Raw genomic sequence first — 22899 nt, 5'->3', positions numbered from 1 at the left:
GCCATTGCTAAAAGCAGTGAAAACCTCTGGTGCAACTTTGGTTTACGAATACAAAAACCTGAACGGCATTGCTATTCGTCCGGCTTCCAAGACCAATATTGAAGATGCCATTGCCTATTTCAAAAAAGTAAACGGCGTATTGTCTGTTGAACAAGACCGACTGCTTAAACTTCAATAAACAAACTATTTTTTGACCAAATAAAAAAGGCCGTCTGAAACGCATCACTACGATTTCAGACGGCCTTTACTTTTTTCAATAAATCAAATCATGCCGCTGCCTTGCGCTTTTGGCTTGGCTTGGCCGAATTCCAATTTACTCAGCGCAGACAAATAGGCTTTGGCAGTCGCCACCAACACGTCGGTATCTGCGCCTTGACCGTTGACCACACGATCGCCACGTTGCAGACGGACAGAAGTTTCGCCTTGGCTTTCTGTGCCTTGCGTCACCGCATTGACAGAGTAAATCTGCAAGGTTGCGCCACTTTGTGCTACGCTTTCAATGGCTTTAAAGATCGCATCAACAGGGCCAGAACCGGTAGCGGTAGCGTGTTTTTCTTCTCCGCGAATACTGAACACGATATTGGCACGAGGTTCTTCGCCGGTTTCGGTGCTGATTTTTTGGGAAATGAATTTATAGCTTTCGGTATTCATATTGCCCATTTCGTCAGACACCAAAGCGTGCAGGTCTTCATCAAAGATTTCGCGTTTCTTATCCGCCAGCTCTTTGAAGCGTGCAAATGCCGCATTCAACGCCTCTTCGCTTTCCAACTCAATACCCAAATCTGCCAGCTTGCTGCGGAATGCGCTGCGGCCAGAGAGTTTGCCCAAAGTCAAGCGGTTGGTTGACCAGCCGACTGATTCGGCAGTCATGATTTCATAGGTTTCAGGATGTTTCAACACGCCGTCTTGGTGGATGCCTGATTCGTGCGCAAAGGCGTTTGCGCCGACTACTGCTTTGTTTGGCTGAATCGGATAGCCGGTGATAGTAGATACCAGTTTGGATACCGGCACGATTTGCGTGGTATCGATGCCGGTTTCCAAGCCGAACAAATCATGACGCACTTTCAACGCCATCACGATTTCTTCAAGGCTGGCATTGCCCGCGCGTTCGCCCAAGCCGTTGATGGTACATTCCACCTGACGCACACCTGCCTGAACAGCAGCCAATGAGTTAGCAACCGCCATACCCAAGTCATTATGGCAGTGGGTCGACCAAACTACTTTGTCGCCATTGGGAACGCTTTTGATGATGTTGCTGATACGCTCGTACCATACGGAAGGGATGGAGTAGCCGACAGTATCAGGAATATTGATAGTAGTCGCCCCCGCTTCAATAACCGCCGTAAAGATTTTGGCAAGGAAGTCCAAATCCGAACGTACTGCGTCTTCAGCAGAAAATTCCACATCGTCAGTGTATTCTTTAGCAATTTTTACCGCTTTGACCGCCGCATCGATGACCTGCTGCGGCTTCATTTTCAGTTTGTGCTCCATGTGGATCGGGCTGGTGGCGATAAAAGTGTGAATACGTTTATTCGGCGCAGGGGAAACAGCTTCGCCTGCTTTGCGCACATCGTTTTCAACGGCACGCGCCAATGAGCAAACTGTAGATTTAGTAATGATTTTGGCAATCGCATTAACCGATTCAAAATCGCCCGGACTGGCGGCGGCAAAACCCGCCTCAATCACATCGACACCCATCTTTTCCAACTGGCGGGCAATACGGATTTTCTCCTCTTTGGTCATGGATGCACCGGGCGACTGCTCGCCGTCGCGCATAGTGGTATCGAAAATGATAACGCGGTTGGTTTGTGTCATTTCTGTTCTCTCCAGAGATTCGTTTTTTTGTAAAAAAGCATTCAAATCAAGCGGTCTGCCTTGCGCTTCCGCCAAAGCGGTCAGTTTTTGCAACTGAGCCAAAGGCAGAGAACCGCGTGTACGCCATTTGTAGATAGCCGCAGTGGTCGCAGCATTTTCCGGGTCGTGCTGTTTCAGGGCTTCGGCCAGCGAGTTTACGCCGCCAAAATAGGCAACCAAACGGTCAATGTCTAATTGCATGATGTTCCTTGTCCAAATCCGATTAAGATTATTGTGTTTAGGTTTTGTATTATACTCATTTTAGACAAAACGACAATCTATTTTTATCAAAATATTGGTGTAAATTTAAAAATTGAGAAATTTTTATACATTATGTCTAATTTAAACTATTAAAAGCTCCTCTCAAACCGAACGCATCCTAAATATAGTAAACTAATCCCTTATGTCCCCGATTTGAAACACATTATGCCCCACACCATCCCTACCAACCGATCCGACATTGAATGGCGCAATGAAAGTACACAAAAGCCACCTAAGCAGGCGGTTTACATCCAAGAAGCAGGCGCAGCAGAAATTTTAAAAAATGCCCACGCGCAAACTGCAACCGTTTGGACTGGCGATTTTCACAATGCCAAGCAAGTCTTATCTGCAATGAAAAAACGTATCCGCAGGCCGTCTGAAAAAAAGAAAGGCGCACCTGCCGATATTCAGACGGCCTTTCACGCCCACCGTATGAAACAGGCGCAACAAAGTCGTTTGCTCAATATGCTTGCCGTTGAAATCCAACCGAATTTTCAACTGGATAATGCACGTGCACCCGACATCTACGCCGCCCTGTGCGATGTTTACGACACACCAAACGACAAACCGTTTCTCTTGCCGCTGAATCAATTACTGGGCTTTATCGGTGCGCACGAGTGGCACAAAAAAGGTATAGATATTCCGCAGCTAGACGGAAAAATCCATGTTCCTTTCGGCGTATTCTCTCCACTGCGTGGCGAATATTTGGATTTAATCGCCCAAGCGCCACTCGCTCCCAATATTCAGACGGCCTTTGACATCGGCACCGGCTCAGGCGTGATTGCCGCAATTTTGGCCAAACGAGGCATACCCGACATCATTGCCACAGACACCAACCCCAAAGCAATTGCCTGCGCCACAGCAACCCTCGAACGCCTAGGCTTGGATAAAGCCGTCAACATCCAATCGATTGATTTATTTCCAGAAAGTTGCGCCGACCTTATCGTCTGCAATCCGCCTTGGCTGCCGGCAAAACCGACCTCCGCTATTGAGACTGCCCTTTACGACCCCAATCATGCCATGCTGACTGCGTTCCTCAACGGCGTACCTCATCACTTAAATCCAAACGGCGAAGCTTGGCTGATTATTTCCGACTTGGCAGAACACTTGCATTTGCGCGATAAAGACTTTCTAAACCAATGCTTTCAGACGGCCTCACTCAATGTAGTCGATATTTTGAAAACCAAACCGCAACACAAAAAAGCAATAGATGAATCCGATCCTTTGGCGTTTGCCAGAAACAAGGAAACTACTTATCTATACCGTTTGAAAGCAATATAAAATCAAGGCCGTCTGAACATTCAGACGGCCTTTAAGCATTTCCATAAAAGAAAACGGCATATCCGTAAAGATATGCCGTTGATGGGAGCAGGGACTGCTATATTTGGCAGTGGTTTGTGTTTTAGTCCTCTTGCGCCGCTGTTTGCAGGTAGTTTGGCAAACCAACTTTGCCAATCAATTCCTGCTGAGTTTCAAGCCAGTCGATGTGTTCTTCGTTGATGTCTTTTTGTTTTTCCAACAAATCACGGCTGACGTAGTCTTGTTGCTCTTCTGCAAGAGCGATGGCTGCAACCAGAGCATCATGTTTTTCATACTCTTTTTTCAGATCGCAGGCAATGATTTCTTCGGTAGATTCACCGATCAGCAGTTTACCCAGTTCTTGCAGATTAGGCAGGCCTTCCAAGAACAAAATACGCTCGATCAAATCGTCTGCGGATTTCATTTCGCGGATGGATTGTTTGAAGAAGTGTTCGCCCAATTCTTCAAAGCCCCAGTTTTTCAAAATGCGGGCATGCAGGAAGTATTGGTTGATGGTAACCAAAAGCAAGCCCAAGTTTTTGTTCAGCTCGCGAATAACTAAGCGATCGCCTTTCATATTCAGCTCCTTATATGTTATACGCTAGATTACAGTTGGCTTTGGTAGTAGTTGCCTTCGCCGACCAATTCGATCAGACGCAGTTGTTGTTCCAACCAGTGAGCGTGATCTTCTTCAGTGTCTTTCAGTTGGGCAACCATCAAATCGCGGGTAACATAGTCTTGAGCTTCTTCGCACAATTTGATGCCTTTTTTCAGCGCATCGCGTACTTCGTATTCGGTGTTCAAGTCTGCTTTCAGGCAGGAAATTACGTCAGTACCGATGTTCAGTTCGGCACGAGTCATTTTAGGAGTACCGCCCAACATCAGGATACGACGGATGAAGTCTTCGGCGTGAGTGGTTTCTTCTTCCATCTCGTGGTTCAGACGTTCGAACAGTTTGGTGTAGCCCCATTCGGAGTACATGCGAGAGTGGATAAAATATTGGTCGCGAGCAGCCAACTCGCCAGACAATAATTCGTTCATGTAATCAATAACTGCTTGGTTGCCTTGCATAATTCTTTCTCTTTCTTTTAAAAGTTGACGATCACGAAATGAAGATTCGTGTGTTGTTATGGAATGAGGTAATTGTATGCATAAGTAGCACTTTTGACAAATTTTCTATTTAAAATACAAACAATTATCAAAAAATTTAACCCGTCTAAAAGGCCGTCTGAAAAATTAATCCCCTGTTTTTAATAACATTTTTTTGACATTAGTATTAAGAATCCATTGCATCATTCAAAAACATTTACATTCGTTAACCATAAATAAAAGCAAATAATCCAACAAAATCAATCAAATTTAATTATGAATTATTCTCAACTGCTTTTGCCTCATTTTTTTGAATCTTCTACTCGGTCAATACTTAGGAATCGTGCTATAATTACCAGTTATCTTTTTTTTAAGCACCTAGCTGAAACACATAAATTATCATGAAACAAATCCGCAATATTGCCATCATCGCCCACGTCGACCATGGCAAAACCACATTAGTTGACCAATTGTTGCGCCAGTCCGGTACATTCCGTTCCAACCAGCAAGTAGAAGAGCGCGTAATGGACAGCAACGATCTTGAAAAAGAACGCGGCATTACCATTCTCGCTAAAAATACCGCTATTGAATACGAAGGCTACCACATCAACATCGTAGATACCCCGGGACACGCCGATTTTGGTGGCGAAGTGGAACGTGTATTGGGCATGGTTGACTGCGTCGTACTGTTGGTTGACGCACAAGAAGGCCCTATGCCGCAAACCCGTTTCGTGACCAAAAAAGCCTTGGCTTTGGGTCTGAAACCTATCGTTGTCATCAACAAAATCGACAAACCGTCTGCCCGTCCAAGCTGGGTTATCGACCAAACATTCGAATTGTTCGACAACTTGGGCGCAACCGACGAACAATTGGACTTCCCTATCGTCTATGCTTCCGGCCTGTCCGGCTTTGCCAAATTGGATGAAAACGACGAGAGCAGCGATATGCGCCCTCTGTTCGAGACCATTTTGAAACACACGCCTCCTCCAAGCGGTAACGCAGACGCAACGCTGCAACTCCAAATTTCCCAACTGGACTACGACAACTACACCGGCCGCCTTGGTATCGGCCGCATCCTGAACGGCCGCATAAAACCCGGCCAAGTCGTTGCCGTCATGAACCATGAAGAACAAGTTGCCCAAGGCCGTATCAACCAACTGTTGGGTTTCCAAGGCTTGGAACGCGTACCGTTGGAAGAAGCTGAAGCCGGCGACATCGTGATTATTTCCGGTATCGAAGACATCGGTATCGGCGTAACCATTACTGACAAAGACAATCCCAAAGGCTTACCTATGTTGAGCGTGGACGAGCCGACCCTGACCATGGACTTTATGGTCAACACTTCTCCTTTGGCCGGTACTGAAGGCAAATTCGTGACTTCCCGCCAAATCCGCGACCGTCTGCAAAAAGAATTGCTGACCAACGTTGCCCTACGTGTTGAAGATACTGCCGACGCTGATGTATTCCGCGTTTCCGGCCGTGGCGAATTGCACCTAACCATTTTGTTGGAAAACATGCGCCGCGAAGGCTTTGAATTGGCAGTCGGCAAACCGCGCGTGGTATTCCGTGAAATCAATGGCCAAAAATGCGAACCTTACGAAAACCTGACCGTGGACGTACCTGATGACAACCAAGGCGCCGTTATGGAAGAGCTTGGTCGCCGCCGTGGCGAATTGACCAATATGGAAAGCGACGGCAATGGCCGTACCCGCTTGGAATACCACATTCCAGCACGAGGCCTGATCGGTTTCCAAGGCGAATTCCTGACCTTGACCCGCGGTACCGGCTTGATGAGCCACGTTTTTGACGACTACGCACCGGTTAAGCCCGATATGCCCGGCCGTCACAACGGCGTACTGGTTTCTCAAGAGCAAGGTGAAGCCGTTGCTTACGCCCTGTGGAACTTGGAAGACCGAGGCCGTATGTTCATTTCTCCAAACGACAAAGTCTACGAAGGTATGATTATCGGTATTCACAGCCGCGACAACGACTTGGTGGTAAACCCTCTGAAAGGTAAAAAACTGACCAACGTTCGTGCCAGTGGTACAGATGAAGCCGTGCGCCTGACTACGCCTATCAAATTGACTTTGGAAGGTGCAGTTGAGTTCATCGATGATGACGAACTGGTTGAAATTACGCCACAATCCATCCGCCTGCGTAAACGCTACCTGAGCGAATTGGAACGTCGCCGTCATTTCAAAAAACTGGATTAATTCTGTTTGATTGATACGTTTTAAAACTAAGGCCGTCTGAAAAGTGTTTCGGAAATCTTAGATTTCATTTTTACACTTTCAGACGGCCTTTTATCATCTGTTCAAATAAAGTAAATCGGCATTTCTTCCGCTTGTACTGCCGCTTCATCAGTACGATCATTTTTTCGATATTGTCCCGGCGATATCCCATATTGCTTTTTAAATGCCTTGCCAAAATGCGTTTCCGATTGAAAACCGACCGAGAGCGCAACTGATAAAACCGAATCCGCCGTCTGTTTCAACAATAATGCCCCCTGTTGCAAGCGGATACTGTTTACAAAGGCATGCGGGCTTGTTCCCGTCTGCTGCTTGAATACCCGCATCAACTGGGCGCGAGATAAATTGGCAATCGCGGTCATTTTCTCGATATTCCATTCCTCTTCCGGCTTATTCACTACTGCCTGAAGCAAATTCCGCAGGCGTTTGTCTTGCCAACCATTCAGCAAACCGCTTAATTGCGCTTCCCCATTTTTCTCCAGACTGGCTCGAAGTAGAAATACCAGCAACACCGAAGCCAATGCGTTCACAACCGCTACCGAGCCGGACAAAGCCTGACCGCTCTCATATTGCAACAATGCCACCAAATACTGTAAGGACGGATGGTGGATATTCAGTAAGACCGTATCAGGCAGCCCCGCCATAATATCCGCCTGAGCTTCATATTCAAACCGCGCGCAGAAAAGATGCAAAGCCGCATCGCCTCCTGCATGACTCTGCTTGACTTTAAATGCACCTTTTTCACTCGTCAGCACGCTGACACCGAGATTTTCACAACTGCTATCACTGCTCAAAGTATGCCCTACGCTGCGCGGAAAAAAAATGACATCCCCCACACTCAGCAGCCTGGCCTCTTGCTCCCCATCAATTCGGATATAACCCGAACCGGCAGTTACGATATGCACCAAACCATGCGCACGCTTTGGTTCATGCCGCACATACCACTCCCCCTGAAACAGACATTGAACATCCACGCTGCCTTTTACCTGCGCCAATTCGACCAGCCTATCCAAAATATCCATAGTGTTTTTTTACCAATAAATGAGATGTTTTGACGATTTAAATCTTCCAATTATTGCAATAATACACACACCAAACACAAACGGATAGGATTTTTTATCTTATCCACTCACATTAAGAAAGGACATATTATGTTTAAAGACTGGCCTGAACATACCGCCTTGGTAAAAAAATCATTCGGTGAACTGGGTAAAAACCATCCTAAAATGCTGCAAGCCTACGGCGCACTGGATCAAGCAGCCGCTGCCGAAGCATTGGATGCCAAAACACGCGAACTAATCGCTATTGCCGTTGCTATTACCACCCGTTGCGAAAGCTGCATCAGCGTGCATGCAGCCGCCGCGGCCAAAGCAGGTGCAACCGAAAGCGAAATCGCCGGCGCATTGGCCACCGCTATCGCCCTGAACGCAGGTGCCGCTTATACCTACGCTTTGCGCGCTTTGGAAGCAGTAGAAACCCAACGCTAATCGGTTTGTAAAATCAGGCCGTCTGAAAGCCGACTCCCCTTTCAGACGGCCTGATGAAATGCTAGACTGATAAAGTTATCATATTGTTTTCTGTCTAATAGGAGATTGAACCATGAAGAAACTGCTGACCGCCGTACTTTTTGCCGCCGCTGTTGCCACTCCTTTGGCCGCTTCCGCAGCCTCTATGCCTAAGGTTGAAAAAAGCGCGGCACAGCCTGCAAAAGCAAAAGGTGTTTGGATTGATGTCCGCTCTGCCGAAGAATTTAAAGAAGGCCACTTACAAGGTGCACTCAATATTCCGCATGACCAAATCGTTGACCGCATCAAATCCGTCAGCCCGGATAAAAACGCACCGGTCAACCTCTACTGCCGCAGCGGCCGCCGTGCAGAAGTCGCGCTGACTGAGCTGAAAAAAGCCGGCTACACCAACGTAACCAACCATGGCGGTTATGAAGACTTGGTGAAAAAAGGTTTGAAATAAATCTAGCTGATTTTAAAAAGGCCGTCTGAAACTTTTCAGACGGCCTTTATTGCCATTACAGGCAGCAACTTCCAAACCTCAAACGTTTGCTGAGACCGGTTTCGTGAATTAATTGTTTGATAACCAAAATATTGGTGTTATCGGCCAAGGCGCGAATGCTGTGTGCTTCCATCGGTTCAAGACGGATAACTTGCAAGCCTTCGGTTTGCAAAACTTCGTCCACCGTTTTGATTTCGGCTTTACCGTTTAAAACCAAAAGCAAAATAATCGCATCCGCCTCATAGGCCGGAATTTCATTATCCTTCTGCAGTGAAAGCTGAACAATCTCCTGATTGCCGTCTGAAGCAATCACGCCGCCCAATAAAGCTTTGGGGTCTAACTCATAATGTTTCATTATTATCCTTTCCGCCCAAACGTTGCCGATTCGTGGACAATCGCTCAAGCAAACCAGTACAATACCGCCCATCTTACCGATAGACACAATATTGTCACATGAACATATTAATCTCAAACGACGATGGTTATCTTGCGCCCGGTTTGGCTGTTTTGGCAAGAGTATGTGCAGAATTTGCCAATGTCAGGGTGGTTGCGCCCGAACGCGATCGCAGCGGCGTCAGCAATTCCCTGACTTTAGACCGTCCTTTACAACTGAAACAGGCGGAAAACGGGTTTTACTATGTGAATGGCACACCCACCGACTGCATTCATGTCGGCCAGCACGCCCTTGCCGACTTCAAGCCCGACTTAGTCTTGTCCGGCATTAACAACGGTGCAAACATGGGCGACGATACGCTTTATTCCGGTACGGTTGCCGCTGCGACGGAAGCCTACCTGATGGGCATTCCCGCCATTGCTTTCTCGCTCGCCGATTCCAGCGGCCGTTATTGGGAAACCGCGGAAAAAGCCGCTTGGATACTGCTTTCCTACTTTCTCAAACGCCCTATTTCCGAACCCATCTTATGGAACATCAATATCCCGGCCGTCGCACCTGAGGATATCCAAGGCATAAAAATTACACGGCTCGGGCGTCGTCATCATGAACAAAGCATTGTTCCCATGTATAATCCACGTGGCGAACAAATTTATTGGATTGGGCCGGTCGGCGATGTTTCCGACAGCGAAGAAGGTACCGACTTTGGCGAATGTGCGTCCGGCTTCATCACGATTACCCCCCTGCAAGTCGACTTGACTGCCTACGGACAAATGGAGCAAACCGCTTCCTTTTGGTCAGAAATCCCTGCGCCTTAACAGTCCCTAACAGCCGAACACTTGAGAAACAAGCATATTTTTATTATGATATGCCCCGACGAGAACAATTACCCGAATACGAAAGTCATTAACATGTTGAAAAAAAGTGTATCTTATGCCGGATCGGCAGCTTTGGTTTTATTACTTGCAGCCTGTGCCAGCCAACAACCGGCTCCTGTAGTCGTCGGCACGCAAAGCGGTGGTTCAACAACAGGCTCTACCGCTGACAATCCTTACGGTGCAGCGCCTTACAATACCAACACCAGCCCAGCGGCAGATGCTCCATACACTCCGCCGACAAGTACACCTGCTCCAACGTACAACAGCGGCAGCACCGGCACTTACACGCCTTCTTATGCGCCTGTTGATATTAATGCAGCGACACATACTGTTGTTCGTGGTGATACCGTTTACAACATCTCCAAACGCTACAACATTACCCAAGACAATCTGCGTGCATGGAATAACCTGGCCGACAACACCATCAGCATTGGTCAAACCCTGCGCGTGAAACCTGAAGGCTACGTTGCACCTGCAGCTTCTGCAAGTAAACCTTCTACTCCAACAACGACAACCACTGCTCCGGCTCCAAGCACTCCTGCCAATACACCAACCGTGTCTACCGGCAGCAGCCGCAACGTCAGCGGCATCACATGGCAACGTCCGACTACCGGTAACGTTATCGCCAACTTCGGCGGCAGCAATAAAGGTGTAGATATCGCCGGTACGCAAGGCCAGCCTGTTGTTGCAGCGGCAGACGGTAAAGTCGTTTACGCAGGCTCAGGCTTGCGCGGTTACGGCAACTTGGTCATCATCCAACACAACTCCTCATTCTTGAGTGCATACGGCCACAACCAACGCCTGCTGGTTAATGAAAACCAAACCGTGAAACGCGGTCAAACCATTGCGCACATGGGTAATACCGATGCATCTCGTACCCAATTGCACTTTGAAATCCGTCAAAACGGCAAACCGGTCAATCCGGCAAGTTATGTTGCCTTCTAAGCTGATTCAAGCAACCTAATTTCAATTCAATCCCTGCCTAAATGTCATTTAGGTAGGGATTGTTTGTACCGGTTCCCCATGAAATTTCATCTTCCCTTTCTTTATATCCTGCTATTGGGTGGGTGCGCCGCGTTTTTGCCTTCATTGGATGAACGCACCCAAAGCAGTTATCTTGACATCCCTTCAACGCCGCGACTGGACAGCGCTTTAGGTATTCCTTCTACCCCCTCCAAGGCCGATATTTCCCATATCTATCTGCTGAACGATGCCCATGAAGCCTTTGTCGCCCGTGCCGCCCTGATTGAATCCGCCGACCATACCCTCGATTTGCAGTACTATATCTGGCACAACGACATCTCCGGCAAGCTTTTGTTCAACCTGATTCATCGCGCGGCCGAACGCGGCGTCCGTGTGCGTTTATTACTGGACGACAACAACACCAACGGCATGGATGATCTCCTGTTGGCACTCGACAATCATCCCAATATTGAAGTCCGTCTGTTTAATCCCTTTATTTTCAGAAAATGGCGTGCACTCGGCTATGTTACCGACTTTCCGCGACTTAACCGCCGGATGCACAACAAATCGTTTACCGCCGACAACCGTGCCACCATTTTGGGCGGACGCAATATCGGCGACGAATATTTTAAGGTTAACGACGATACCATCTTTGCCGACCTCGATATCCTCGCCACAGGCCGCGTCGTAACCGAAGTTTCCCAAGACTTCGACCGCTATTGGGCAAGCCATTCCGCTTATAACGCAACAAGCATCATCAAACGAGGAAACCTGCAAAAAGGATTGGCAGAGCTTGATTACACCGACCAAGATAAAAATCAAACGCTCATCCGCTACCGTCAAAGCATCGAACACTCCAACCTCTATCAAAAAATGCAGAGCAACCTTATGGAGTGGCAAAGTGTCAGCACACGCCTGATCAGCGATGACCCGGCTAAAGGCTTAGACCGCGACCGGCACAAACCGCCTATTTCCGAACGCCTGCAAGACGCCCTCAAGCAACCTGAAAAAAGCGTTTACCTTGTCTCCCCTTATTTTGTACCCACAAAATCGGGCGTTAAGGCCATAGAAAAGCTGATTCACAACGGCGTGGACGTTACCGTCCTGACCAACTCCCTACAGGCGACCGACGTTGCCGCCGTCCATTCCGGCTACGTCAAATACCGCAAGCCCTTGCTTAAAGCCGGTGTCAAACTTTACGAGCTCCAGCCAAACCACGCCGTTCCGACTTCCAAAGACCGCGGCTTGACCGGTAGCTCCGCCACCAGCTTGCATGCCAAAACATTCATCGTGGACGAGAAACGCATTTTCATCGGCTCATTCAACCTCGACCCACGCTCCGCACGGCTCAATACCGAAATGGGTGTCGTCATCGAAAGTCCCGAAATCGCAGGCCAAATGCAGCGCACCCTCGTTACGACCACCCCAAACTACGCCTATCAGGTAACGCTTGGCAATTACAATAAACTATACTGGTATGACCCAAGCGAAAAACGAACTTACGCACAAGAACCAGAAGCCAAATTCTGGAAACGGGTTACTTCAAAAATCCTGTCCATCCTGCCCATAGAAGGATTATTATAGAGGCCGTCTGAAAACATAAATCATGCGGCCGGAGGAATTCATCATGTCTCGACTCATCTGCAAAACCCTATTTGTTTGTACCGCCTGCCTATTGTTGGCCTCTTGCGGCACCACCGGCAAACACAAATCCCACAAGCCGCAAACAACCGCCAGAAAAGTCCAACCTGTCCGCATTTCCCATATTGACCGCACACAAGGTTCGCAGGAATTGATGCTTCACAGCATGGGCCTGATCGGCACACCCTACAAATGGGGCGGCAGCACCACAGCCACAGGCTTTGACTGCAGCGGCATGATCCAATTCGTCTATAAAAACGCCCTCAATGTCAATCTGCCACGCACCGCGCGCGATATGGCTGCAGCCAGCCGAAAAATTCCCGACGGCAAATTAAAAGCCGGCGATCTTGTCTTTTTCAATACCGGCGGCGCACACAAATATTCCCATGTCGGTCTCTACATCGGCAACGGCGAATTCATCCACGCCCCCAGCAGCGGCAAAACCATCAAAACCGAAAAACTTTCCACCCCGTTTTACGCCAAAAACTATTTGGGCGCACATACCTTTTTTACTGAATAAATCAAGGCCGTCTGAAAGGTATCGCAACATCATCGATACCTTTCAATCTATTGCTGATGAGTAAAGCTTGATTGCAAGATAGGCCCATGCAAAAATTTACCCATAACAAAGCAATAGAAAGATAACACACAGTTTCAACAACTTAAATCATCTTCCGCCCTGTCATTTTGTAAGTACAAACCATCAAGGATATATCATGCACACAGAATCCGTTCTAACCCTTCTCAAAACCCTGCAAAACCAAATCTGCGCCGCGCTGGAGCAAGAAGATGGCGAAGCCAAATTTGTGCATGAAGCATGGACGGGGAAACTGGGTATCGGCGAAACCCGCGTATTGAAAAACGGCGCAGTATTCGAGCAGGCAGGTGTGAATTTCTCGCATGTAAAGGGAACCCAAATGCCGGCTTCTGCTACGGCCCATCGTCCTGAATTAGCAGGCGCGGCGTTTGAAGCCATGGGTGTGTCGCTGGTCATTCATCCGAAAAATCCTTATGTTCCGACCAGCCATGCCAATGTGCGCTTTTTTATTGCCTATCCTGAAAATGCCGAGCCGGTTTGGTGGTTCGGCGGCGGCTTTGATTTGACGCCGTTTTATCCTTTTGAAGAAGATATCGTGCATTGGCACACAGTGGCTCGGGACGTATGCGCGCCATTTGGCGAATCGGTTTATCCTGAATTCAAACAATGGTGTGACGAATATTTCTATTTGAAACACCGTAACGAAACACGCGGTGTGGGCGGCCTGTTTTTTGACGATTTAAACCGCTGGGATTTCGATACCTGCTTGAATTTTATCAAGGCAGTCGGGGAAGGCTATATCGCAGCGTATCTGCCGATTGTGGCAAAACGCAAAAACACGCCTTATGGAGAATGTGAACGAGATTTCCAACTCTACCGCCGCGGACGCTATGTGGAATTTAACTTGGTTTGGGACAGAGGCACGCTGTTCGGCCTGCAAAGCGGCGGTCGTACGGAAAGCATTTTGATGTCCATGCCGCCTTTGGTACGCTTTGAGTATCAATATGCGCCGGAAGAAGGTTCTCCAGAAGCCGCATTAAATCAATTTTTGGTAGCGCGAGACTGGCTGAAAGAATTCGGAAAATAATATCTGTTTGCAATCAGGCCGTTTGAAAAGCTGTTTTTAATCATAAATCCTGCTTTTTCAGACGGCCTTTGCTTCAATTGCTTTGAATTTGCATACCTTTGCCTATTGCGCTGTTTCCTCTCTATAGAGTTTTTGAGACAATGCGCCCATATAAAAATCACCTCACAAACCACACTAAAAAGGAATAATCGGTGAAACGCATTTTCTTATTTATCGCGACCAATATCGCAGTTCTGGTTGTCATCCGTGTTATTTTGGCCATCTTGGGCATCAACAGTACCGACCAAGTCGGCAGCCTGTTGGCTTATTCCGCAGTCGTCGGCTTCAGCGGCTCGATTGTCTCCCTGCTGATGTCGAAATCCATCGCCAAACATTCGGTCGGCGCCGTCGTCATCGACCAGCCCCAAAGCGAAGAAGAAGCTTGGCTGTTGGCAACTGTTGAAGCGCAAGCCCGCCAATGGAATCTGAAAACTCCGGAAGTAGCCATTTACGACTCTCCCGAGCCTAACGCCTTTGCAACCGGCGCGACCAAAAACAGCTCGCTCGTCGCTGTCAGCACCGGCCTGCTCGATCACATGACCCGCGATGAAGTCGAAGCCGTTTTGGCGCATGAAATGGCGCACGTCGGCAACGGCGATATGGTAACGCTGACGCTGATTCAAGGTATTGTAAATACTTTCGTCGTCTTCTTGGCGCGTATCGTTTCCAGCATGGTGGCGCGCAACAATGACGGCAGTACGTCGCAAGGTACATATTTCATGGTCAGCATGGTCTTGCAGATCGTATTCGGCTTCCTCGCCAGCATCATCGTGATGTGGTTCAGCCGCCAACGAGAATACCGCGCCGATGCGGGCGCTGCAAAACTGGTGGGCGCGCCGAAAATGATTGCCGCCCTGAAACGCTTGAAAGGCAACCCCAGCGATTTGCCGCAAACCATGACCGCAATGGGTATTGCCAGCGAAGCCAAAGACTCTTGGTTCAGTACCCATCCTTCTTTGGACAACCGCATCAACCGTTTGAAAAACCGCTAATCGAAAAACATCAAGGCCGTCTGAAACATCCATTTCAGACGGCCTTTTTTTATTTCTTCATCAAAGCCCGCTTGATGATAATCATCCAGTCTTTCTTATCCAACAGCGGCCGCTGGTTAAACACGTCATATTTGCAACCGTCCAACTTCTGCAAAATCAACTGGCCGCCGACAATAATCATGCGCAGCTCAAAACCGATTCGTCCTTTGAGGGTTTTACCCAACGGCGAGCCGGCCTTCAGCATTTGAAAGGCACGTTGGCACTCATGCGCCATCAATCGTTGAAAGGCGAAGTCGGCTTTGCCGGCCGCAATCTGTTCTTCACTGACTTTGAACTTCTGCAAATCTTCCTGAGGAATGTACACGCGCCCTTTGTGCCAATCCACCGCCACGTCCTGCCAGAAATTAATCAGCTGCAAGGCAGTGCAAATGCCGTCGCTTTGCGCCATGCTCACTTCATCGGTTTGACCGTACAAATGCAGCATAATGCGCCCCACCGGATTGGCGGACAAGCGGCAATAGGCAATCAATTCACCAAAGTTTTCATAACGGGTTTTGACCACATCCTGACTAAACGCCGCCAGCAAATCATAAAACGGCTGCAACGGCAATTGAAACGGCACAATAGCTTCGTTATATAAACGCTGCATCAAAGCCGTTTGCGGTTTTCCGCCTTGTGCAATGCGGTCTAACTCTGCCTTCAGTTCGTCCAGTTGGTGCAAGCGTTCGGCTGCTTCGGCATTGCCTTCGTCGGCAATATCGTCCGCCGTCCGTGCAAAAGCGTAAACGGCGTGAACCGGCTTGCGCAAACGGCGCGGTAGCACAATGGAGCCGACTGGGAAATTTTCGTAATGATTGACTGACATGGGAAATCCAAAAATTTAAAATAAAGTATTTTTGCTGACAGGCCGTCTGAAATTCAGACAGCCTTCCGTTTGGCCGCAAAGAAATCCTGCAATACGCTTTGGCATTCTTCTGCCAATATGCCGCCCAAAATTGCGGTATGCTTGTTCAGACGTTTGTCGGCAAACAAATCAACCACGCTGCCTGCCGCACCGGTTTTGGGTTCGGCCGCACCATAAATCACGCGCCCGACCCGTGCCTGTATCAAGGCAGAGGCGCACATGGTGCAAGGTTCTAGGGTGATGTACACATCGCAATCTTCCAAGCGGTAGTTTTGCAAGGCTTTGCCGGCGGCAGCAAGCGCGTTGATTTCGGCATGGTGGCTGACATTATGGTCACCAATGCAGGTATTGTGTGCCGCTGCGATTGCCTCACCTTGATATACGATGACCGCGCCAACGGGCACTTCGCCCAATGCCGCCGATTGTCTGGCCTGTTCTATTGCCAGCCGCATAAAGGCTTCCATATCGTTTTGCGAAGGGAAAACGGCAACAGGCGGATGGTTTTTTAATGCTTCGCCCAGCTCAGTCTTTCTCTCCTCGGAAATATGCCGGACATCCACACCTGAAACCAACGCATCCAGTTGCCACAAGGTGCTTTTGGTTACGGTCAAACCCGATGCTTTCAGCAATAGAAATGCGCGGACTGCGCCGATTTTTTGCAAATCTTCCAGTGTACGAATACCCAATTTTTTTAGCGCGGCCAACGTCTTAGGCGCAAGTGGTAGCGTGGTCAGCATGGATTATTCCTGAAAATGCCGACGCGCCAAGGCTAAGGCCGTCTGAACATAATCGCTGTCTGCGTAAGGGTCTAGCGTGTGCGCCAAAGGAATTTTCCGCAACCAGGTCAACTGGCGTTTGGCAAGCTGGCGTGTGGCGACAATGCCTTTTTCGACAAAGATGTCATAATTGGTTTCACCTTCGAGATAATCCCAAGCCTGACGGTAGCCCACGCAGCGCATAGACGGCATATCGGCATGCAGCTGAGGATAATCACGGCGTAAGGCGTGCATTTCATCGAGGAAACCGTGTTCCAACATACTCAAAAAGCGTTTTTCGATTTGGCGGTGTAACAAATGGCGGTCTTCGGGAATCAGGGCAACCGTGCATAAATCCAATAAAGGCGCAGCCTGTTTCTGCTCTGTAAAATGTTCGCTCAAAGGCTTGCCGGTCAAAAGATAGACTTCCAAAGCGCGCTCAATGCGCTGGCTGTCATTGGCTTTCAGACGGCCTGCCGTAATCGGATCAACTTCCTGCAAACGGCGATACAGGCCTGCCAGACCGTGTTCGTTCTTTTCCGCCTGAAGCTGTGCGCGCACCGCCGCATCCGCGCCGGGTAAATCGTTCAAACCTTCCGTCAGCGCGTGGAAATACATCATCGTGCCGCCGACAATCAGCGGATAGCGACCGCGCGCATGTATTTCGTTCACCAAGCGCACGCAGTCGCCGACAAAATCCGCCGCGCTGTAACTTTCCAGCGGCGAGATAATATCAATCAAATGATGCGGTACGGCGGCAAGCTCTTCGGCAGTCGGCTTGGCCGTACCAATGTCCATGCCGCGATACACCAGCGCGGAATCCAAACTGATGATTTCCACCGGCAAAAATTGGGCAATATTTAAGGCCAGCGCGGTTTTACCGCCGGCGGTTGGGCCGAGTACGGAGAAGGCTTTGAGCGCGTTCATAAGAAAACGGAAAAATTAAAAATGCGATTATAGCAAACCCGGGCAGACCATATTTCAGGCCGTCTGAAACATTTGCCCTACATTATCAAAAGCGTTACACTTGCTGCGCCGTTTCAGACGGCCTTTTATATTGATTTCAAACCTGCTGCTGCCGTCATTGCGCCGGCAGTCAAGCCGTCAGCGACACTGCGCCGCTGTAAACACGAAAGAACACATTATGACCGTATCTCCCGTAGCCTTGCGCCGTCAAACCGAGCGCAAGCCGCATCCGACTGCGCGTTATTGGAAAAAATGCGATGTCGAGGCTTTATTCGGACTGCCTTTCCTCGACCTCGTTTTCCAAGCCGCCGAAATCCACCGCCAAAACTTCAATCCGCGCGAAATCCAACTTTCCACCCTGCTCTCCATCAAAACCGGCGGCTGCCCCGAAGACTGCGCCTACTGCCCGCAATCGGCACACCACAACACCAATCTGGGCAAAGAGCAGATGATGGATGTGGACGAAATCGTCGAAAAAGCCAAAATTGCCCAATCGCGCGGCGCCAGCCGTTTCTGCATGGGCGCGGCATGGCGCGGCCCTAAGCCTAAAGACGTGGCTGTCGTTTCCGAAATCATTAGCGCGGTGAAAAGCTTGGGCATGGAAGTGTGCGGCACCTTCGGCATGCTCGAAGACGGCATGGCGGAAGACTTCAAAAAAGCCGGTCTGGACTACTACAACCACAACCTCGACACCGACCCCGACCGCTACAACGACATCATCCACACCCGCAAACATGAAGACCGCATGGATACTTTGGGCAAAGTCCGCAATGCCGGTTTGAAAATCTGCTGCGGCGGCATCGTCGGCATGAACGAAACCCGCGCCGAACGCGCAGGCCTGATTGCCAGCCTTGCCAACCTCGACCCGCAGCCCGAAAGCGTGCCGATTAACCAGTTGGTCAAAGTGGAAGGCACGCCGCTGGCCGATGCCGAAGATTTGGACTGGACGGAATTTGTCCGTACCATCGCCGTCGCACGCATTACCATGCCGCACAGTTACGTCCGCCTCTCCGCAGGCCGCAGCAATATGCCGGAATCCATGCAGGCCATGTGTTTCATGGCTGGTGCAAACTCGATTTTCTATGGCGACAAGCTGCTGACTACGGGCAATCCGGATGAAGACGGCGACCGCCTGCTGATGGAAAAATTGAATTTGTATCCGCTGCGCTTTGAATTGGAAGAAGAATACAAAGCCGCGCAGGAAACGCCCAAAATCAAAGTTGACTATTAACCGCCATGATAAAAGGCCGTCTGAAACTTTTTCAGACGGCCTTTTATCATGATTCAACATCAAAACCTTCAATCTTCCGTATCCATTCTTCCTTTTCCGCCTCGCTCAAAAACGAAGCGCGGAACGAATTGGCGCACAAGGTTTTGATTTCTTCCGCACTCAAATCCAAAGCCTCGGCAAGCGCTACAAAATTTCGGTTCATATAGCCGCCGAAATACGCCGGATCATCGGAATTGACGGTTACCAACACGCCGCGTTGCAACATACGGCGCAAATTGTGTTTTACCATCTCGGGAAATACTTGTAATTTCAAATTGCTCAACGGGCAAACGGTCAACGGCATTTGTTCTTTAATCAAACGCGTCATCAATGCCTCGTCTTCTTCTGCCCGTACGCCATGATCAATACGGCGGACATGCAGCAAGTCCAAAGCCTCGTAAACATATTCCGGCGGGCCTTCTTCTCCGGCATGCGCTACCGTCAACAAACCCTCCGCCCGCGCCTGCGCAAACACGCGCTCGAACTTGGACGGCGGATGCCCCAACTCGCTCGAATCCAAGCCTACGCCGATGATGTGTTCTTTATAAGGCAAAGCCTGATTTAAGGTTTCAAATGCGCTTTCTTCCGACAAATGCCGCAGGAAACACATAACCAAACGCGTACTTATACCCCATTGCTGCCCGGCTTCACGGCAGGCGCGGACAATGCCGTTAATCACGGTTTCAAACGCCACGCCTCGCGCAGTATGGGTTTGCGGATCGAAAAATATTTCCGTATGCACGACATTGTCTTCGCGGCAACGCTCAAGATACGCGCGGGTCAAATCGTAAAAATCCGCTTCGTGCAGCAATACGCCGGCACCGGCATAATAAATATCCAAAAACGACTGCAAATTGTGAAAATCATAAGCCTGCCGTACCGCATCGACATTTTCATAAGGAATCGCTATGTGGTTGCGCTTGGCGATTTCAAACATCAATTCCGGCTCGAACGTCCCTTCGATATGGACGTGCAGCTCGGCTTTGGGCAAGGCTTGGATCAATTGTTTGATATTCATATTTTCTCTGTTTTTCGGTTTATATTTAATATTGAAGGCCGTCTGAAATGTTCAGACGGCCTTTGACCATTTATCTGTTAAAAACCATTTTCCATCATGATTTCGCCGGGGATGCGGTTGCGGTGCATGGCATAGCCCAAATCCATCAGGGCTTGGAAAGTGTCTTTGACCATTGCCGGATTGCCGCAAACCATAAAGCGCGTATCGGCCTTGGTAAACTTAAAGCCGATTTTTGCTTCCAAACCGCCATTCTTCAACAATTCGGGAATCCGCTTGCCGCTCAATGCGCCTTCCGTTTCCTCACGCGTGGTAACCGGAACAAAAGTGAATTTATGGAAATATTCTTCAATCAGCGGATGCTCTTTCAAATCGGCAAGGCGTTGGTTGAAAATCAATTCGTCGGCATAAGAGACGGAATGCGCCAAGACCAAACGGTCGAAACGCTGCCAGATTTCAGGTTGCTCGATAATGGAGAGGAAAGGCGCAATGCCGGAACCCGTGCAGAGCATGACCAAATCTTTGCCGTCGGGGAAACGCTCGGGCAAGAGGAAACCGGTAGCCGTTTTATCCAGCAAAATGGTATCGCCCTCTTTCATTGCAGCAAAACGCGCCGACATCGGGCCGCCTTCGATTAACACCGCGAAATACTCAAGCGTATCGGCGTATTCGGCAGAAACGACAGAATACGCGCGCCAAATAAAGCCCTCGCCGTCGCGAAACCCGAGCCGCGAAAACTGCCCTGCCGAAAAACGGTAGGATTCAGGGCGGCTGATGGCAAAAGTCATCAGCTTAGGCGTATGGTGTTTGATCCACAAGACTTTTTCTTCGGTAAACTTGGCTTCTGGAGAAGCTGCCATAATAGGTTTCCTTGATATTCGGTATCAGTTTCAAATAGGGCTTATTATAAAGATTCAAAAGGCCGTCTGAAATATTTATTTTCAGACGGCCTTTAAGATTATTCACGGCGCAAACGGATACTGATGCCTTTTTGTTCCAAAATCAAATCGTTACCGTCAAAACGATAGTTCCATACACTTTGTTTGCGCAAAAACGCATCTTCCAGCTTCATGTCTTCACACAGCATCATGCTTACCGCAATATGGCCAAAATCAATTTTGTCCGAACCAATCGTATTGGCTTGGAACATCATACCGTTGCAACCCATCTTGCCATACGCCTTAGGCATCTCGCTTAAATCCAGATAGGCATCAGTACCGGCTAAATCTTTTTCGGTGAATTTATTGAAAGCGACAACACGCCATTTGGCGGCTAAAGTAGGCTGAGCCGTTTGCTGAGTTTGTACCTGCGCTTTAGAGGTTTGTTCAGCCTGAGACGCTGAAGGAGATGTACAAGCTGCCAAAACTACCATACTCATCAATGCACCGAATAATGTTTTCATATCCATTCCTAATTTATTGCTAAAGGCCGTCTGAAAAACTATCCACCTTCAGACGGCCTTTAAGCCTTATTTACAAAGTCGTATCCAATGCTTTGGAAATATCGTTCCAAATATCGTCCACATCTTCAATACCGACAGAGAAACGCAGCAGGCCGACTTTGATGCCCATTTCCATTTTCACATCATGCGGCACGCCGCTGTGGGATTGGGAATAGCAATGGTTGACCAAACTTTCCACGCCGCCGAGGCTGGAAGCCATTTTGACCAGTTTCATGTTTTTAATCACGCTGTTTGCCGCTTCACGCGTGTCGTTTTTGAGATAAACCGTAACCACGCCGCCAATGCCTTTGGGCATTTGTGCTTGGGCAAGTTCGTAATGTTCGTGCGACGGCAGGCCGGGATAGAACACTTTTTCAATGGCAGGATGAGCTTCCAAACGGCGCGCGATTTCGAGTGCGTTTTGGCAATGGGCGTTCATACGCAGAGCCAGCGTTTTGATGCCGCGCAACACCAGCCAGCAGTCCATCGGACCTGCAATCGCGCCTGTATGCACCATCATGTCGTGCAAAGGCTGTGCCAGCTCTTTGGTTTTGGCTACAACAATGCCCATCAATACGTCGGAATGGCCGCACAAATATTTGGTAGCAGAATGGAACACAAAATCGCAACCCATATCCAACGGCTGTTGCAGATACGGCGTGGCAAAGGTGTTGTCGATGCCGACCAGCGCACCGGCCGCTTTGGCTTTTTCGGCAAGCGCTTTGATGTCTACCAAGCGCAAAAGCGGATTGGACGGCGTTTCCAGCCAAACCAGTTTGACATTGTGCGCTTTGAGCAGCTCGTCCAAATTGTCGGGATTGCTCAAATCGGCAAAAACAACGTTCACCCCCCATTTTTGATAAACATCAACCAATAAATCATAAGCGCCGCCGTAAATATCGGCGACGGCAACAATGGTATCGCCAGGTTGCAAGAATGTGCGCCACACGGCATCAATCCCCGCCATACCGCTGGAAAACGCAAAACCGGCCGCACCGTGCTCCAAATCGGCAACGGTATCTTCCAAGACTTGGCGGGTCGGGTTGCTCAGGCGCGAATAGCGGTAAGGAACCTGCTCGCCGATTTCGTGCAGCGCAAACATACTGTTTTGATAAATCGGCGGCATCAGCGCGCGGTTGTGTTCGTCGCAATCGTAGCTGGAATGGATGGCTTTCGTGGCGAATTTCATTTGGTCTCTGCCTATGTAGATGTGAATAATCGAAGATTTTATCACTATCTGAAAAATAGAAACAATCAATG

The 22899-nt window shown here is 49.1% G+C and carries 24 protein-coding genes; 12 read left to right on the top strand and 12 right to left on the bottom strand.

Features of this window, described 5'->3' with window-relative positions; all coding sequences use genetic code 11:
• The first annotated feature begins 16 nt into the window (after nt 1-16).
• Nucleotides 17-178 (top strand): hypothetical protein, encoded by a 162-nt coding sequence (locus tag KCG54_RS04885; protein ID WP_254324827.1) that lies wholly within the window; start codon nt 17-19, stop codon nt 176-178.
• A gap of 83 nt (nt 179-261) precedes the next feature.
• Here the strand turns inward: KCG54_RS04885 and KCG54_RS04880 are convergent, their stop codons facing one another.
• Nucleotides 262-2055 (bottom strand): 2-isopropylmalate synthase, encoded by a 1794-nt coding sequence (locus KCG54_RS04880; RefSeq protein WP_254324826.1) that lies wholly within the window; start codon nt 2053-2055, stop codon nt 262-264.
• Between the two features lie 225 nt (nt 2056-2280).
• Between KCG54_RS04880 and KCG54_RS04875 the strand changes: the two genes are divergently transcribed.
• Nucleotides 2281-3396, top strand: coding sequence for a methyltransferase (locus KCG54_RS04875; RefSeq protein ID WP_254324825.1), 1116 nt, complete (start codon nt 2281-2283; stop codon nt 3394-3396).
• A 121-nt stretch (nt 3397-3517) separates the two neighbouring features.
• Here KCG54_RS04875 and bfr (KCG54_RS04870) read toward each other — a convergent pair whose 3' ends face one another.
• Both bfr (KCG54_RS04870) and bfr (KCG54_RS04865) read right to left on the bottom strand, forming a co-directional pair.
• Nucleotides 3518-3991: a bacterioferritin gene (gene bfr / locus KCG54_RS04870; protein ID WP_003686403.1), complete on the bottom strand. Its 474-nt coding sequence runs from the start codon at nt 3989-3991 to the stop codon at nt 3518-3520.
• A gap of 29 nt (nt 3992-4020) precedes the next feature.
• A complete protein-coding gene (gene bfr / locus KCG54_RS04865; protein WP_003686357.1) occupies nt 4021-4485 on the bottom strand; it encodes a bacterioferritin in 465 nt (154 codons plus the stop codon).
• 419 nt (nt 4486-4904) lie between these two features.
• Here bfr (KCG54_RS04865) and typA point away from each other — a divergent pair, with 419 nt between their 5' ends.
• Nucleotides 4905-6716 carry a translational GTPase TypA gene (gene typA, locus KCG54_RS04860; protein WP_063075817.1) on the top strand — a complete coding sequence of 604 codons (1812 nt, stop codon included), beginning with the start codon at nt 4905-4907 and terminating at the stop codon, nt 6714-6716.
• 101 nt (nt 6717-6817) lie between these two features.
• Here typA and KCG54_RS04855 read toward each other — a convergent pair whose 3' ends face one another.
• Nucleotides 6818-7774: a cupin domain-containing protein gene (locus KCG54_RS04855; protein ID WP_254324824.1), complete on the bottom strand. Its 957-nt coding sequence runs from the start codon at nt 7772-7774 to the stop codon at nt 6818-6820.
• Between the two features lie 129 nt (nt 7775-7903).
• On the opposite strand from KCG54_RS04855, the gene KCG54_RS04850 reads away from it, so the two are divergent.
• Together KCG54_RS04850 and KCG54_RS04845 are read left to right on the top strand one after the other, a co-directional pair.
• Nucleotides 7904-8239, top strand: coding sequence for a carboxymuconolactone decarboxylase family protein (locus KCG54_RS04850; RefSeq protein WP_003680742.1), 336 nt, complete (start codon nt 7904-7906; stop codon nt 8237-8239).
• A gap of 112 nt (nt 8240-8351) precedes the next feature.
• Nucleotides 8352-8720, top strand: a complete 369-nt coding sequence (locus KCG54_RS04845; protein ID WP_070504598.1) for a rhodanese-like domain-containing protein — start codon at nt 8352-8354, stop codon at nt 8718-8720.
• A 55-nt stretch (nt 8721-8775) separates the two neighbouring features.
• Here the strand turns inward: KCG54_RS04845 and KCG54_RS04840 are convergent, their stop codons facing one another.
• Nucleotides 8776-9114 (bottom strand): hypothetical protein, encoded by a 339-nt coding sequence (locus tag KCG54_RS04840; RefSeq protein WP_049329421.1) that lies wholly within the window; start codon nt 9112-9114, stop codon nt 8776-8778.
• Between the two features lie 98 nt (nt 9115-9212).
• On the opposite strand from KCG54_RS04840, the gene surE reads away from it, so the two are divergent.
• The 6 genes from surE (at nt 9213) to htpX (ending at nt 15288) form a co-directional block, all read left to right on the top strand.
• A complete protein-coding gene (surE, locus tag KCG54_RS04835; RefSeq protein ID WP_003686460.1) occupies nt 9213-9968 on the top strand; it encodes a 5'/3'-nucleotidase SurE in 756 nt (251 codons plus the stop codon).
• Nucleotides 9969-10061: 93 nt separating this feature from the next.
• Nucleotides 10062-10973 carry a peptidoglycan DD-metalloendopeptidase family protein gene (locus KCG54_RS04830; protein WP_254324823.1) on the top strand — a complete coding sequence of 304 codons (912 nt, stop codon included), beginning with the start codon at nt 10062-10064 and terminating at the stop codon, nt 10971-10973.
• A gap of 78 nt (nt 10974-11051) precedes the next feature.
• Entirely contained in the window at nt 11052-12575 is a 1524-nt protein-coding gene (locus tag KCG54_RS04825) for a phospholipase D family protein (protein WP_254324822.1), read from the top strand.
• 43 nt (nt 12576-12618) lie between these two features.
• Nucleotides 12619-13152, top strand: a complete 534-nt coding sequence (locus tag KCG54_RS04820) for a C40 family peptidase (protein WP_254324821.1) — start codon at nt 12619-12621, stop codon at nt 13150-13152.
• Nucleotides 13153-13348: 196 nt separating this feature from the next.
• A complete protein-coding gene (gene hemF / locus KCG54_RS04815; RefSeq protein WP_254324820.1) occupies nt 13349-14257 on the top strand; it encodes an oxygen-dependent coproporphyrinogen oxidase in 909 nt (302 codons plus the stop codon).
• A gap of 191 nt (nt 14258-14448) precedes the next feature.
• Nucleotides 14449-15288 carry a protease HtpX gene (gene htpX, locus KCG54_RS04810; RefSeq protein ID WP_254324819.1) on the top strand — a complete coding sequence of 280 codons (840 nt, stop codon included), beginning with the start codon at nt 14449-14451 and terminating at the stop codon, nt 15286-15288.
• Between the two features lie 49 nt (nt 15289-15337).
• Here the strand turns inward: htpX and hpnC are convergent, their stop codons facing one another.
• The 3 genes from hpnC to miaA are packed head-to-tail and all read right to left on the bottom strand — an operon-like array spanning nt 15338 to nt 17874.
• A complete protein-coding gene (hpnC, locus tag KCG54_RS04805) occupies nt 15338-16153 on the bottom strand; it encodes a squalene synthase HpnC (RefSeq protein WP_254324818.1) in 816 nt (271 codons plus the stop codon).
• A 53-nt stretch (nt 16154-16206) separates the two neighbouring features.
• Nucleotides 16207-16929, bottom strand: a complete 723-nt coding sequence (tadA, locus tag KCG54_RS04800; protein WP_254324817.1) for a tRNA adenosine(34) deaminase TadA — start codon at nt 16927-16929, stop codon at nt 16207-16209.
• A 3-nt stretch (nt 16930-16932) separates the two neighbouring features.
• Nucleotides 16933-17874 (bottom strand): tRNA (adenosine(37)-N6)-dimethylallyltransferase MiaA, encoded by a 942-nt coding sequence (gene miaA, locus KCG54_RS04795; RefSeq protein WP_254324816.1) that lies wholly within the window; start codon nt 17872-17874, stop codon nt 16933-16935.
• A 217-nt stretch (nt 17875-18091) separates the two neighbouring features.
• On the opposite strand from miaA, the gene bioB reads away from it, so the two are divergent.
• Nucleotides 18092-19144 carry a biotin synthase BioB gene (gene bioB / locus KCG54_RS04790; RefSeq protein ID WP_188211967.1) on the top strand — a complete coding sequence of 351 codons (1053 nt, stop codon included), beginning with the start codon at nt 18092-18094 and terminating at the stop codon, nt 19142-19144.
• Between the two features lie 46 nt (nt 19145-19190).
• Here bioB and KCG54_RS04785 read toward each other — a convergent pair whose 3' ends face one another.
• The 4 genes from KCG54_RS04785 to KCG54_RS04770 all read right to left on the bottom strand — a co-directional run bounded on the left by KCG54_RS04785 (nt 19191) and on the right by KCG54_RS04770 (nt 22828).
• Entirely contained in the window at nt 19191-20201 is a 1011-nt protein-coding gene (locus tag KCG54_RS04785) for an adenosine deaminase (RefSeq protein ID WP_254324815.1), read from the bottom strand.
• A gap of 77 nt (nt 20202-20278) precedes the next feature.
• Entirely contained in the window at nt 20279-21058 is a 780-nt protein-coding gene (locus tag KCG54_RS04780; protein WP_049322251.1) for a ferredoxin--NADP reductase, read from the bottom strand.
• Between the two features lie 98 nt (nt 21059-21156).
• Nucleotides 21157-21600 (bottom strand): META domain-containing protein, encoded by a 444-nt coding sequence (locus tag KCG54_RS04775; RefSeq protein ID WP_188211965.1) that lies wholly within the window; start codon nt 21598-21600, stop codon nt 21157-21159.
• Between the two features lie 70 nt (nt 21601-21670).
• A complete protein-coding gene (locus KCG54_RS04770; RefSeq protein WP_188211964.1) occupies nt 21671-22828 on the bottom strand; it encodes a trans-sulfuration enzyme family protein in 1158 nt (385 codons plus the stop codon).
• Between the last annotated feature and the right edge of the window lie 71 nt (nt 22829-22899).

Origin of the sequence: Neisseria subflava, assembly GCF_024205705.1 — a bacterium.
GTDB classification, from domain to species: domain Bacteria; phylum Pseudomonadota; class Gammaproteobacteria; order Burkholderiales; family Neisseriaceae; genus Neisseria; species Neisseria subflava_D.
This window is presented reverse-complemented; position numbering and strand designations above follow the sequence as displayed.

Excerpts from the sequence above, each read along its gene's own strand:
- KCG54_RS04880 (WP_254324826.1), bottom strand. The coding sequence starts at position 2,055 with ATGCAATTAGACATTGACCGTTTGGTTGCCTATTTTGGCGGCGTAAAC.
- KCG54_RS04875 (WP_254324825.1), top strand. The coding sequence starts at position 2,281 with ATGCCCCACACCATCCCTACCAACCGATCCGACATTGAATGGCGCAAT.
- bfr (WP_003686403.1), bottom strand. The coding sequence starts at position 3,991 with ATGAAAGGCGATCGCTTAGTTATTCGCGAGCTGAACAAAAACTTGGGC.
- bfr (WP_003686357.1), bottom strand. The coding sequence starts at position 4,485 with ATGCAAGGCAACCAAGCAGTTATTGATTACATGAACGAATTATTGTCT.
- typA (WP_063075817.1), top strand. The coding sequence starts at position 4,905 with ATGAAACAAATCCGCAATATTGCCATCATCGCCCACGTCGACCATGGC.
- KCG54_RS04855 (WP_254324824.1), bottom strand. The coding sequence starts at position 7,774 with ATGGATATTTTGGATAGGCTGGTCGAATTGGCGCAGGTAAAAGGCAGC.
- KCG54_RS04850 (WP_003680742.1), top strand. The coding sequence starts at position 7,904 with ATGTTTAAAGACTGGCCTGAACATACCGCCTTGGTAAAAAAATCATTC.
- KCG54_RS04845 (WP_070504598.1), top strand. The coding sequence starts at position 8,352 with ATGAAGAAACTGCTGACCGCCGTACTTTTTGCCGCCGCTGTTGCCACT.
- KCG54_RS04840 (WP_049329421.1), bottom strand. The coding sequence starts at position 9,114 with ATGAAACATTATGAGTTAGACCCCAAAGCTTTATTGGGCGGCGTGATT.
- surE (WP_003686460.1), top strand. The coding sequence starts at position 9,213 with ATGAACATATTAATCTCAAACGACGATGGTTATCTTGCGCCCGGTTTG.
- KCG54_RS04830 (WP_254324823.1), top strand. The coding sequence starts at position 10,062 with ATGTTGAAAAAAAGTGTATCTTATGCCGGATCGGCAGCTTTGGTTTTA.
- KCG54_RS04825 (WP_254324822.1), top strand. The coding sequence starts at position 11,052 with ATGAAATTTCATCTTCCCTTTCTTTATATCCTGCTATTGGGTGGGTGC.
- KCG54_RS04820 (WP_254324821.1), top strand. The coding sequence starts at position 12,619 with ATGTCTCGACTCATCTGCAAAACCCTATTTGTTTGTACCGCCTGCCTA.
- hemF (WP_254324820.1), top strand. The coding sequence starts at position 13,349 with ATGCACACAGAATCCGTTCTAACCCTTCTCAAAACCCTGCAAAACCAA.
- hpnC (WP_254324818.1), bottom strand. The coding sequence starts at position 16,153 with ATGTCAGTCAATCATTACGAAAATTTCCCAGTCGGCTCCATTGTGCTA.
- tadA (WP_254324817.1), bottom strand. The coding sequence starts at position 16,929 with ATGCTGACCACGCTACCACTTGCGCCTAAGACGTTGGCCGCGCTAAAA.
- miaA (WP_254324816.1), bottom strand. The coding sequence starts at position 17,874 with ATGAACGCGCTCAAAGCCTTCTCCGTACTCGGCCCAACCGCCGGCGGT.
- bioB (WP_188211967.1), top strand. The coding sequence starts at position 18,092 with ATGACCGTATCTCCCGTAGCCTTGCGCCGTCAAACCGAGCGCAAGCCG.
- KCG54_RS04785 (WP_254324815.1), bottom strand. The coding sequence starts at position 20,201 with ATGAATATCAAACAATTGATCCAAGCCTTGCCCAAAGCCGAGCTGCAC.
- KCG54_RS04780 (WP_049322251.1), bottom strand. The coding sequence starts at position 21,058 with ATGGCAGCTTCTCCAGAAGCCAAGTTTACCGAAGAAAAAGTCTTGTGG.
- KCG54_RS04775 (WP_188211965.1), bottom strand. The coding sequence starts at position 21,600 with ATGAAAACATTATTCGGTGCATTGATGAGTATGGTAGTTTTGGCAGCT.
- KCG54_RS04770 (WP_188211964.1), bottom strand. The coding sequence starts at position 22,828 with ATGAAATTCGCCACGAAAGCCATCCATTCCAGCTACGATTGCGACGAA.